The 11,792-nt window shown below is 50.2% G+C and carries 9 protein-coding genes; 4 read left to right on the forward strand and 5 right to left on the reverse strand.

Annotation, left to right across the window (positions count from 1 at the left end; translation table 11 throughout):
• Nucleotides 1–284: 284 nt before the first annotated feature.
• The 3 genes from J7619_RS08125 to J7619_RS08135 all read left to right on the forward strand — a co-directional run bounded on the left by J7619_RS08125 (nucleotide 285) and on the right by J7619_RS08135 (nucleotide 3,770).
• Nucleotides 285–2,522 (forward strand): bifunctional alpha,alpha-trehalose-phosphate synthase (UDP-forming)/trehalose-phosphatase, encoded by a 2,238-nt coding sequence (locus tag J7619_RS08125; RefSeq protein ID WP_291196773.1) that lies wholly within the window; start codon nucleotides 285–287, stop codon nucleotides 2,520–2,522.
• A 27-nt stretch (nucleotides 2,523–2,549) separates the two neighbouring features.
• Nucleotides 2,550–3,134: a Crp/Fnr family transcriptional regulator gene (locus tag J7619_RS08130; protein WP_291196775.1), complete on the forward strand. Its 585-nt coding sequence runs from the start codon at nucleotides 2,550–2,552 to the stop codon at nucleotides 3,132–3,134.
• A gap of 72 nt (nucleotides 3,135–3,206) precedes the next feature.
• Nucleotides 3,207–3,770 carry a DinB family protein gene (locus tag J7619_RS08135; protein ID WP_291196777.1) on the forward strand — a complete coding sequence of 188 codons (564 nt, stop codon included), beginning with the start codon at nucleotides 3,207–3,209 and terminating at the stop codon, nucleotides 3,768–3,770.
• A 117-nt stretch (nucleotides 3,771–3,887) separates the two neighbouring features.
• Here the strand turns inward: J7619_RS08135 and J7619_RS08140 are convergent, their stop codons facing one another.
• The 5 genes from J7619_RS08140 to J7619_RS08160 all read right to left on the reverse strand — a co-directional run bounded on the left by J7619_RS08140 (nucleotide 3,888) and on the right by J7619_RS08160 (nucleotide 8,866).
• Nucleotides 3,888–4,151 (reverse strand): hypothetical protein, encoded by a 264-nt coding sequence (locus J7619_RS08140; protein ID WP_291196779.1) that lies wholly within the window; start codon nucleotides 4,149–4,151, stop codon nucleotides 3,888–3,890.
• A gap of 246 nt (nucleotides 4,152–4,397) precedes the next feature.
• Nucleotides 4,398–5,468, reverse strand: coding sequence for a dipeptidase (locus J7619_RS08145; RefSeq protein WP_291196782.1), 1,071 nt, complete (start codon nucleotides 5,466–5,468; stop codon nucleotides 4,398–4,400).
• Nucleotides 5,469–5,559: 91 nt separating this feature from the next.
• A complete protein-coding gene (locus tag J7619_RS08150) occupies nucleotides 5,560–6,672 on the reverse strand; it encodes a D-TA family PLP-dependent enzyme (RefSeq protein ID WP_291196785.1) in 1,113 nt (370 codons plus the stop codon).
• A gap of 93 nt (nucleotides 6,673–6,765) precedes the next feature.
• Complete coding sequence (locus J7619_RS08155) at nucleotides 6,766–7,242, reverse strand: RidA family protein (protein WP_291196788.1); 477 nt, start codon at nucleotides 7,240–7,242, stop codon at nucleotides 6,766–6,768.
• A gap of 319 nt (nucleotides 7,243–7,561) precedes the next feature.
• Nucleotides 7,562–8,866 carry a gluconate:H+ symporter gene (locus J7619_RS08160; RefSeq protein WP_291196791.1) on the reverse strand — a complete coding sequence of 435 codons (1,305 nt, stop codon included), beginning with the start codon at nucleotides 8,864–8,866 and terminating at the stop codon, nucleotides 7,562–7,564.
• A gap of 282 nt (nucleotides 8,867–9,148) precedes the next feature.
• Here J7619_RS08160 and gyrA point away from each other — a divergent pair, with 282 nt between their 5' ends.
• Nucleotides 9,149–11,779: a DNA gyrase subunit A gene (gene gyrA / locus J7619_RS08165; protein ID WP_291196794.1), complete on the forward strand. Its 2,631-nt coding sequence runs from the start codon at nucleotides 9,149–9,151 to the stop codon at nucleotides 11,777–11,779.
• Nucleotides 11,780–11,792: the final 13 nt, after the last annotated feature.

The raw sequence follows: 11,792 nt of genomic DNA on the forward strand, positions 1-11,792 counted from the left end.
AGCAACTGAGTTGCTTGCCGTTCGTTCGTTGGTCCGACCGGCGCCGGAAATGAGGTCGCCCAGAAATCCGGTTCCTGTAATGTGATAAAAGAGGTTGCGACAGCAAAATTAACACATTCATTTCTTCCCGCAAAACCTTATCGGATTGATAGGCCCACTCACTTTCTGATAGAGTCGGCCAGATCTGTCAAATGGCAATATACGCCGCATTTGTTGTATCCATAGGTGGAATTGGGGCTTAAAAGCGCCTTTTGGCATGGCTTTTGAGAGCGTTTGGGCATATTATGGAAAGTTTATCTCAGTCAGTTAATGCGGGAAGGCTCATTATTGTCGCATACCGGTTGCCGTTCAAGGTGGTCCGTGATGGTGACGTTTCCCGACTATTTCAAAATTCAGGCGGGTTGGTTTCAGCGGTCCTTTCGCTGGTAAAAGATCAGCAGAACGAGGCCTTTGATGCCCATCAGAAGATCCAGTGGATTGGTTTTTCCGAGAATACCCCGGAAGAGCTGGAAGGGCAGTCGATGGAGAATGAAAACTTCCGGGCGCACCCGGTTTTTATCCCCGACGAACTCAACGAAAATTATTATGAAGGCTTCTGTAACAACCTGATATGGCCGCTTTGCCATTACTTCCCTTCGCTGGCGCGGTTTCATGATGTCTATTTCGATGCCTACCGCGAGGCGCATGAGTTGTTCTTCGAAAAAGTGAAGGAAGTGATCCGTCCGGGCGATGTGGTGTGGGTACAGGACTATCAGTTGATGCTGCTTCCGCAAATGATCCGGAATGCATTTCCCGAGAACAAAATCGGCTTCTTTTTTCATATTCCTTTTCCCTCTTTCGAGCTATTCAGGATGCTGCCGGTGAAGTGGAGAAAGGCAATTGTGGATGGTATCCTGGGGGCAGATGTAGTAGGGTTCCATACCAATGATTATGTGGAATATTTTTTAAAAGCGGCGAGACTTGTCTCCGAATTGGGGAATAAATTGCATTACATTAACCTGGGCAACCGCATTGTAAAGGTCGATTCATTTCCGATCAGCATCGATTTCGATAAATTCAACGATGCCTACGACGATCCGGATGTGACAGCCGCCCGTTCCGACGCCCGCCAATCGCTGAAAGAAAAAATCATATTCTCCGTCGATCGTCTCGATTATTCCAAAGGCATTATCCACCGCTTGCACGGTTATCAGCGCTTTCTCGAACAAAACCCGGATTGGCACGAAAAGGTATCGTTTGTGATGGTGGTCGTTCCGTCGAGGGATACCATTGAACAGTACCAGCAAATGAAGTCGGATATTGATCAGACCGTTGGGAAAATCAATGCCGATTTTGGCACGATATCCTGGCAACCCATCATATATCAGTACCGTTCGATGCCCTATCATGAAATGGTAGGTATGTACACAGCCAGCGACGTCGCGCTCATCACGCCCGTACGCGACGGGATGAACCTCGTTTGCAAAGAGTACGTAGCCAGCCGGAAGGATGGCCTGGGCGTGTTGATATTGAGCGAAATGGCAGGTGCTGCAGCCGAGTTGGGGGAGGCCCTGATCATTAATCCCCTCGATCGCCAGGACATTGCGGATGCGATCAAAACCGGTTTTGAAATGCCCGAAGACGAGCAAAACAAACGAATGGAGGCCATGCGCGAAAGGATCCGGGATTATGATGTGTTTGCATGGACGAGTGACTTTTTTACCCAAATGACAATGCTAGAATTAGAACACGACCGTTTGCGCCAGGTTTTCCTGAATAACAAGGGCATCGACGCAATCCGGCACGCTTATCAGTTATCCAACAACAGGATTCTCTTTTTCGATTACGATGGTACGCTCGCGCCGATCGTCCCCGATCCGGCCAAAGCGATCATGAGCGAGGATGTGAAGAAATTACTGAATGAAATAGCCAAACGCGACACCGTGGTGATCGTCAGCGGCCGCGACCGCTATTTTCTCGACAAGCTTTTCAGTGACCTGCCGGTTCATATGATCGCCGAGCATGGCGCGCTGATCAAAGCCAAAGAGTCCGGTGAATGGCAGTTGAATGAAAATTATGAGGAAAACTGGAAGGACGGTATCCGCCCGATGATGCAGATCTATGCCAAACGTTGTCCCGGCGCATTCGTAGAGGAAAAAGAAACCGCATTGGCCTGGCATTACCGGACTGCCGACGACAAAGAATACGCGAGCCGTCGTGCGCAGGAGCTGCTCTGGCAACTCAAAAACTATATCCAGCCCGAATTGAATTTGCAGGTGATCGACGGCAATAAGGTAGTGGAAGTCAAGAAAACCGCTTTCAACAAAGGGACTGCCACGCGCACATTTGCGGAGGGGGGAGATTTCGATTTCATCCTGGCTATCGGCGACGATACGACCGACGAAGACATGTTCGAGGCATTGCCTGAAACGTCTTTTACCATTAAAATCGGGGATGATCTTTCTGCTGCGCGAAACCACATTCGCAGCCAGGACGAAGTTTTCCACTTCCTGCATTTTATGGTCTCGCCCGTAGGCGAGTAGGAAGCGCTTTCGTATTTTAGCGGTTCTATGGAGGAACCGCTAAAATTACTTCATTCGGTCGTTCAGGCCATTCATCCACTCGATCAGTCCGATTGGGAAGCGCTCTCGCAAATTTGGAAACCGTTCCATGCGCGGCGAAAAGAGATCATTACCTCCGCGGGTGAAACCGAGCGGTACGTCTATTTCGTTACGGACGGCGTCCAGCGTATTTATTATCTGGACGACCAGAGCCGTGAGGCGACTATCGCGTTTACATACAGACCTTCGTTCGGCGGCATTATCGATTCGGCATTTATGGAAGGTCCGTCGCGGTATTATTACGAAACGCTTACGCCTTCGGCCTTCATCCGGGCATCTTGCAGTGAGTTTAAGGAGGTCGCTTACGAACGACCGGGCATTGAGCGGATGTTGCGCGCAGGCATGACGCAGACACTTTCCGGCATTCTGGAACGCCTGGTAGAAGTGCAATGCTTTTCTTCGGAGGATAAATTCCGTAATCTGCTGAAACGCAGCCCGCACATCCTGCAACTGGTGCCTCATAAATACCTGGCCAATTACCTGGGTATCGATCCGACCAATTTCAGCAAGCTTGTGAATAAGGTACGCATTTGAAAATGTTGGTTTTTACCAAATATTTCAAACAGCCGGATGCGCAACTTTGCAATATCAAAGTATAGAACGCCCATGAAAACCATTAGCAAGAAGGAATTACTGGAAAAACTCGATGACGTGGTCGAGCAACATATTGCGGACGCTGTCGCTCTGTTTCAGAACAGGGACAGCGAATTTCTGAATCGGCCGTCGGCTATCGGTGGTTGGAGCATTGTGCAGTGCCTGGACCATTTGAACAGCTACGGGCATTACTATCTGCCCCGCATGCGCGACAAACTCCGGTCTGCGCCACCGGCGGAGACGGAAGGTTTTACCAGCACCTGGATGGGAGCCTACTTTACGAAAATGATGGACCCGGAAACCGGAAAACGCAAGTACAAAGCTTTTAAGGGACATATTCCACCTTCACAACTGGATTCGGCCAGTGTGGTAAGCGAGTTTATCCGGCAGCAGGAAGAGTTGCTGTATCTCTTGCGCGACGGCCTGCACAAGGACCTCGACGCCATTCGGATTCCTGTATCGATCCTGCCATTTATCCGAATGAAAGTCGGGGATGTTTTCCAGTTCCTTATAGCGCACAACGAACGCCATATGCAGCAGGCAAAACGGAACCTGGTACCTGAAAGCATTTATTAGCCAATATACACGTTTGACGCCGGCTCGCTCAGGCCGGCTTTTTTGCATAAAAAAAGCAGTCACCTTAAAGATGACTGCCTGGAAAAGGGAGATGGATAGCCGTTAAACGTCAGTATGTTATGCGATTGCAAGGCCGTTGGTATCCAACCGGGCCTCATTCATGTTTTCGAGCTTGATAAAGTGGCAAACATAACCGGCCGACCGCAGGGCAAGCTGGATGCGCGTAAAATCCGGTAGTTCGGAGGTAAGGGTCAAAAGGAAGTCCTGAAAATCGTAGGCCCAGTGTTTGACATTCAACTGTTTCAGGCAATCGTGCAGCTTTTGCAGCGATTTGCTCGCCTGGATATGCGTGCGGAAGAAAATTTTATATGTATTGGCCATTGGTCGTTACGTGAAATTTAGGGGTCGGATGTTACCGACCTGATTTAGATCGTTGATTTAATAATTCAAAGCTAGGTCTTATTTAAAATGATTCCAAATAAATTCGGGCCTTTATTTGGTGTAAAAACAAAAAAAGCTCCGCAACCATGGTACCAAGTTGCGAAGCTTTTTTGAGAACTCCTTTTAGTGCTATATTAAGAATTTATTAGATTTTATAAATTCTTGCAAAATAGTAGGCTAATGCCGTCAGGCCCAGTTCCTTTCCAGAAAATCGACCCAGTTGCGCCACATAATGCGTTCGATATCGTTTGCAGAATAGCCTCGTGCAGCCAGTAGGCCGGGGATCGTTTGAAGATCTGCGATGGAATCGAGGTCGCCCGGTGACTGTTCTTTCCCATAGGCGCCATCCAGATCGGAGCCGATGCCGACATGCAATGCATTACCTGCAATCTGGCAAATATGGTCGATGTGCTGCACGACGTGCTCAATTTTCAGGCCGGTGCTTTCAGGTGTCGATTTGCCGCGTATCCAGCCCGGGATCATCATCCAGGCATCGAACGCCATACCGATCACAGCTTCGCGTTCCAGCAAAACCTTGATCATTTCATCGGAAAACTGACGGTTGTGCGGCGTAATGGCGCGAACAAGGTTATGGCTCGCCCAAACAGGGCCTTTGTATAAATCCATTGCCTCCCAGAATGCCGTATCGCACAGGTGGGTCGCATCGAGGATCATATCGAGCAGGTCCATTTCGCGGAGCAAGTCTTTTCCCTTCTCGCTCAGCGGCGCGTCGGAATCCGTCCCGTACGCGTACACGCCCGGACCATAATGCGCAGGCCCGATCGCCCGCAGGCCATAGCCATAAGCGGTTTCGAGGTTTTTGAGACTTACAAATGAATCGGCACCTTCCAGGCTCAGAATGTAGCCGATAGGTAAGCCCTCGGTCGATTCGGCATTCTGCCATAGTTCCAGGTGGCTGCGGAGACCGGCCAGTCCGGTGATCTGTACCATCTCACCGGCTTCTTCCATGGCCTTGTACCAGGCAACCTGCGCCTGTGTAATGGCCCACGCCTGGGCCTGAGAATGCCAGCCGGGTATTTTGCTGTCCGGCTTAATGTAGCGGCCTATTTGCGTGGCCACACAGAGCCCGATATTGCCTTTACGCATTTCCGGGAAACTCACTACCCCTTTACCACGGTCGGGCTTGTCGGTGAGGTTCTTTTCCCGGTTGCGGATCGAATACAGATCTTGTGTAAGGTCCCGGTTCCATTCCACGGCATTCATGGAAAGGTCGAGGTGTGCGTCGAAGAGGAACATAATGAATTTCGAATGAGTGAATGAGCGAATGAGTGAATGAGTGAATGCGAATACTATTCTCTCATTCACTCATTCGCTCATTCAAAATTATTTAAATGCTAATACGCCTGCTACGCGCCGTAATCTTCCATTCCGCGACTACGTTGCCGTCTTCAATAACGGTTGCGAAGTCGTGCAGCGCTACGGTCGGGCAAATGTGGTAGGGGAGTGCGTAGAATACATCGCCGATCTGAATCGCTTCCCAGGCATCGGCGCCTACTTGCAGCACGCCGTGCTCTTCGCTTTGGCCCATTAGCGTGTAATCGGGCAGATTGAGCAGACGCAAGCGATTTTCGATTGGATTTTCAGCGGCAATGGCCTTGTGACCGAGATCTATTGTCACAATCCCGGGCGTTGGTTTGGAAATAACACGGGTCAGTATCAATGCGGCGTGCTCGAACGGCTGGCCGTCGAACCGGTCGCCGTAACCCCAGTCCCAAAGTACATTCGTGCCCGGGCTCAGGTATACATCGGGCCTGAACGTATGAACGGTAAAGGATGGCGAGCCGCCGACAATAATCATTGGTTCATAGCCGCATTCGGTTTCAATACGGTCGAGCAGGGGAAGTACCTTTTCGTAATCTCCATCGGCTGCGGCTTTGCGTTCCGAAAACTCGGGATTGCGGATGTGGCCGTCGTAGATATGTACTCCGCCGAAGGAGAGACCTTCGAGGCTGCTTACATAGCGGTAAAGGGAAAGCAGCCTTTCGTCGGTAGCATGGCCGGTGCGGTTCATGCCGTTGTTGACGTCCAGGAACACTGTCGACCGCAGCCCTTTTGAAACGGACGCGTCGTTCAGCAACGTCGCAGTCTGTTCATTATCCACCAGCGAGGCAAATGCCGTATTGGGGAATTTCACGCGTAATGCAAAAAGCCGGTCGATATTCGGACCGACGAGCTGGTAGGCGATCAATACCCACGGGGCACCGGTGCCGGCGACCATTTCGGCTTCGGCGATCGTGGCGCATTTGAACTTGGAAATGCCCGCAGCAAGCTGCTTTTCAACGACCTCCGGGCATTTGTGTGTCTTGACATGCGGCACCAGTCGCTCAGCCGAGCCGGCAATGTTCACCATACTCCGAATGTTGCTTTCGATGCGGTCTTTATAGAACAGGAGCGACGGGGAAATCACAGCTCCGGGGTTGGTTAGTTGGTACCAGGACATTGGTTGATGGTTTTGAATAACGTATGGTGGTAAGTCAATGAGTGAATGAGTCAATATTTTAAGTATTCATTCACTCATTCGCACATTCACTCATTACTTTTCTTCCAATTCAAACATCGCCTCAATCTCCACCGGAATGTTGTCGGGCAATGTGCCCATACCTACTGCACTTCTTACGCCGATACCGTTTTCCTCACCCCATACTTTTGCGAACAGCTCGCTGCATCCGTTGATGATGAAGGGATGTTTTTCAAAATCGGTGGTACAGTTCACCATCCCGAGGACTTTGATAACTCTTTTGACGCGGTTGAGACTGCCGAGATTAGCTTTCAGGGTGGACAGGATAGCCAAACCTACCTGACGCGCAGCGAGTTTGCCTTGCTCTGCATCGAGGTCCTTACCAATGCGGCCTTTGATGAGTGAGCCGTCGTCCTGTACGGTACCGTGGCCGGAGACATAAACCCAGCGTTTGTCGACGATCAGAAGCGGTTTGTAAACGCCCAACGGTTTCGGGGCAGGAGGAAGGTTGAGGCCGAGGGCTGCGAAGTTTGATTCTGGTGTGTTGTTCATTTTAATGAGTGAATGATTGAATCAGTGAATGATTGAATGAGTTGCTGGTTTTCTGAAATTTTAGTCTTTTGAATTTTCTCTATTTTATCTAATCTAAAATCAAAAATCTAATCTGGAACCATTCGTTAAAACGAACGGCAGGGCGATAGTACAAAGATTGATAACTCTGGTCGCAATACTCTTTATTAATTGAAAAAGTATCTGTTTCTGTCCATTTTGACCGATGGCAGAGGCTTCCGGAGTATAAAAAATCTATTACCGTCCGTTTCAACGGACGGAGCGGGCTAGCCGGCTAGCCGGAGAACGGGGAACTAGTCGATTACACGAACAAATTTAGGGCCAAAACGCCTAGCAAACCCATTATTGAGACAATTGTTTCCATTACCGACCAGGTGAGGATCGTGTCTTTGATGCTCAGATTGAAGTATTCCTTGAAGAGCCAGAAGCCGCCATCGTTGAGGTGGGAGAACATTAAACTGCCTGAGCCAATGGCAAGTACGAGCAGCTCTGCGGGTACGCCTGCATTCGCGAGCAGGGGTGCGAGAATACCGACGGTCGTAAGCCCGGCGACGGTGGCGGAGCCCACACAAACGCGGATAACCGCCGCAATGGCCCAGCTGAGCAGGAGCGGGGAGATGTCCATTCCTTTGAGGCTTTCCGCAATGTAGGTGCTTACGCCACTGGCAGTCATGATTTCTTTGAATACCCCTGCACCCGCGATGATCAGCAAAATAGTGGACACGCCTTTGAAAGCTTCTTCCATGGATTTACCTACTTTTTTCATGCTCATGCCCCTTTTCACGCCCAATGCATACGCTGCGAAAAGTACTGAAATCAGCATGCCGAAATAAGGCTCGGCCAGCAGGGCGATCAGCTTATTGTCGGGATAAACGCGCTTGACACCCGACATGGTCGTAAGGAGAAATACAGGTAGCAGAGCGGTAACGACGCTAATTCCAAGTCCGGGCAGCTCGGAAGCGGGCCGTGGTTTGACGTCGAACAGGTCTGCGTCAGGTTTGGGTTGGAAGCGCTTTAATGTTTTTCCAAAAATAGGACCGGCCACCGCGATAGCAGGCAGCGAAACGATCATGCCGTAGAATAGGGTCTTGCCCAGGTCGGCGTGCAGCTGACTCGCGATCGCCGCCGGAGAAGGGTGGGGTGGGAGGTACCCGTGCGCGACCGACAATGCGGATAACATGGGAATACCTATATATAATAATGGTAACCGTGCGGTTGCACTAATCATGAAAATCAGCGGGATCACAATGACGAACCCTGCATTATAGAACAACGGGATACCTATCACGAACCCCGCGAGCGCCATGCCCCACTGAATGTATTTCTGACCGAAAAGGCTGATCAAAGCATCGGTAATGCGTTGAGCCGCTCCACTGTCCGCTACCATCTTCCCTAGCATCGCTCCGAACCCGACAATGAGCACCAGATCGCCCAGGGTCCCTCCCACACCTTTCTGAATGGCTTTGCTGACCGTCTCCACTTCCAGCCCGCTCGCAAGCCCGAGCGCGATAGAAACCAGCAAAAAGGAAATGAATGTGTCGATTTTAAGCCAGGCAATGAGTAGGATAAGGGCGAGGATCGCGATAAAGGTTAATAGTAAAGGCATAGGTGAAATTGTCGAAAATTAAGCTAATGCTAATAAGCAGGAAGAACGGGATTTTTAATGATAGATGCCAATTTAGTTTTCCCCCGGATATTTCTCGGAGGTAATGCGCGGATAGTCACGCATATACGCCCCAGGGGCCGAAATAGCACAAAAGATAGTTTGTTAGAATGCTTTAAAATAGCGAAATTTGACTTTTTAGTACCAACAAGATTGTATTAATCCGCTGGGCAATCTAAACTATCGGTTAGCCCATTTAAAATTTTGTTTCTTTTCTAATCGTTTATGGCAGAATCTTCTGGTGAAAACATTATCCCGATTAATATCGAGGATGAAATGCGTGGAGCCTACATCGATTACTCGATGTCCGTTATCATCTCCCGCGCTTTGCCCGACGTTCGCGATGGTCTGAAACCCGTTCACAGACGGGTCCTTTATGGAATGGACGATCTGGGCGTAAGTTACAACCGGTCCCATAAAAAATCGGCTCGTATTGTTGGGGAGGTTTTGGGTAAATACCACCCGCACGGCGACTCATCGGTCTATAATACGATGGTGCGTATGGCCCAGCCATGGTCGCTGCGCTATCCGCTTGTCGATGGTCAGGGTAACTTTGGGTCCGTCGACGGTGACAACCCCGCGGCGATGCGTTATACGGAGGCAAGGCTGAAAAGAATTGCCGATGAGCTGCTTGCAGACCTGAACAAGGACACGGTTGATTTCCAACCCAACTTTGATGACTCGCTGAGCGAGCCGTCGGTGCTTCCCGCCAAATTCCCGAACCTGCTCGTCAACGGATCTTCCGGTATCGCGGTAGGTATGGCCACCAACATGGCGCCGCACAACCTGGGTGAGGTGGTAGACGGCGTACTCGCTTACATCGACAACAACGACATTACAATCCCGGAACTGATGGAGCACGTAAAAGCTCCTGATTTCCCGACGGGTGGTATCATTTACGGTTACAACGGCGTACGTTCGGCATTCGAAACGGGGCGCGGAAGCATTATCATGCGTTCTAAGGCTCAGTTTGAAGTAGCTAAGAACGGCCGCGAGCAGATCATTGTAACCGAAATTCCTTACATGATCAACAAGGCGGCGATGATCGAACGGATCGCGTCGCTGATTAACGACAAGAAACTCGAAGGTATTTCCGACATCCGCGACGAGTCGGATCGCGAGGGTATGCGCATTGTTTTCGATCTGAAAAAAGATGCTATACCTAATATCGTATTGAACCACCTGTTCAAATACACGCCATTGCAAACTTCTTTCGGGGTTAACAACGTGGCGCTTGTGAAAGGCCGCCCGGTGTTGCTGAACCTGAAAGATCTGATCAAACATTATGTAGACCACCGGATCGTGGTAATTACCCGCCGGACGGAGTTTGAATTGCGCGAAGCAGAAAAGCGGGCGCACATTCTCCAAGGTTTGCTGATCGCCCTGGATAATCTCGACGCCGTGATCGCATTGATCCGTGCGGCGCGTGATCCGGAAACGGCGAAAGTCGGATTGATGGAGCAATTCAGCTTGTCGGAAATCCAGGCGCGCGCGATCCTCGATATGCGCTTGCAGCGTTTGACCGGTCTGGAAAGAGAGAAGATCGTGAAGGAATATGAAGAGATCATGCTCCTGATCGCCGACTTGAAGGACATCCTGGCCAACGAATACCGCAAGTATGAGATCATCAAAACCGAGCTGACCGAAATTAAGGAACGCTACGGTGATGCGCGCAGAACGCAGATCGAATTCTCGGCTGAGGAATTTAGTGACGAAGACATGATCGCCGACGAGGAAATGCTCATTACCATTTCCAAAGAAGGCTATATCAAACGTACGCCGCTTTCGGAGTACCGTACGCAAACAAGGGGAGGGGTTGGATCCCGCGGTGTGAAAACCAAGGACACCGATTTCACCGAGCACTTGTTCTCGGCAACAATGCTCAATTACCTTTTGATATTCACCGAATACGGTAAGCTGTTCTGGATGAAGGTTTATGAGGTGCCGGAAGGAAGCAAAACTTCAAAAGGCCGCCCGATCCAAAACCTGATCAGCCTCGAATCCGGCGATTCGATCCGTTCGGTGATCAACGTCAAGACGCTGTCGGATGAGGATTATATCAACAACAATTACCTCATTATGTGTACCGAGCAGGGCACTATCAAGAAGACTTTGCTCGAAGCATACTCACGTCCGCGTACAAATGGTATCATCGCTATTTCCATCAACGAGGGTGACCGTTTGCTGAACGTAGCATTGACCAACGGTGACAACGACATCGTGATCGCGTCTGCGGCCGGTCGTGCGGTTCGTTTCAATGAAAAAGGCGTTCGACCAATGGGCCGTACCGCAGCCGGTGTGCGTGGTATCAACCTGAACGATCCTGAGAACAAGGTAATCGGCATGGTGTGTATCAGCCGCGAGGATGCGCAATTGCTGGTGGTTTCAGAACATGGTTACGGAAAGCGCTCGGCCATAGATAGTTACCGTGTTACTAACCGTGGTGGTAAAGGGGTTTCGACCATGAATGCAACCGATAAGGTAGGTAAACTGGTGGCGATCCGCGAAGTGACGGAAGAGGACGATTTGATGATCATCACGCGCAACGGTATCGCTATCCGTATGAGCGTGCAGGATATCCGTCAGGCAGGACGTAACACGCAGGGCGTGAAACTGATCCGTCTGAGCGGTACGGATGAAATCACTTCGGTAACCCGTATTCTGAAAGATCCGGATGAAAAGGCCGAAGAAGAACTGGATGAAGAAGGCAACGTTGTTCCCAAACCGGTAGCACAGGTTGAAGGTGCTTCGGCGGAAGATGTAATTGTTACGGATGATGAGTTGGACGAGGATGAAGAAATTGCTGACGACGAGGAGGAGGACGATGAAGAGCCTTCCGACGACGCAGAGGCATGATTTTTGTAAAAAT

This window comes from Dyadobacter sp., assembly GCF_017744695.1.
Classification (GTDB): Bacteria; Bacteroidota; Bacteroidia; order Cytophagales; family Spirosomataceae; genus Dyadobacter.

Coding starts and splice junctions, on each gene's coding strand:
- J7619_RS08125 (WP_291196773.1), top strand. CDS start 285: ATGGAAAGTTTATCTCAGTCAGTTAATGCGGGAAGGCTCATTATTGTC.
- J7619_RS08130 (WP_291196775.1), top strand. CDS start 2,550: ATGGAGGAACCGCTAAAATTACTTCATTCGGTCGTTCAGGCCATTCAT.
- J7619_RS08135 (WP_291196777.1), top strand. CDS start 3,207: ATGAAAACCATTAGCAAGAAGGAATTACTGGAAAAACTCGATGACGTG.
- J7619_RS08140 (WP_291196779.1), bottom strand. CDS start 4,151: ATGGCCAATACATATAAAATTTTCTTCCGCACGCATATCCAGGCGAGC.
- J7619_RS08145 (WP_291196782.1), bottom strand. CDS start 5,468: ATGTTCCTCTTCGACGCACACCTCGACCTTTCCATGAATGCCGTGGAA.
- J7619_RS08150 (WP_291196785.1), bottom strand. CDS start 6,672: ATGTCCTGGTACCAACTAACCAACCCCGGAGCTGTGATTTCCCCGTCG.
- J7619_RS08155 (WP_291196788.1), bottom strand. CDS start 7,242: ATGAACAACACACCAGAATCAAACTTCGCAGCCCTCGGCCTCAACCTT.
- J7619_RS08160 (WP_291196791.1), bottom strand. CDS start 8,866: ATGCCTTTACTATTAACCTTTATCGCGATCCTCGCCCTTATCCTACTC.
- gyrA (WP_291196794.1), top strand. CDS start 9,149: ATGGCAGAATCTTCTGGTGAAAACATTATCCCGATTAATATCGAGGAT.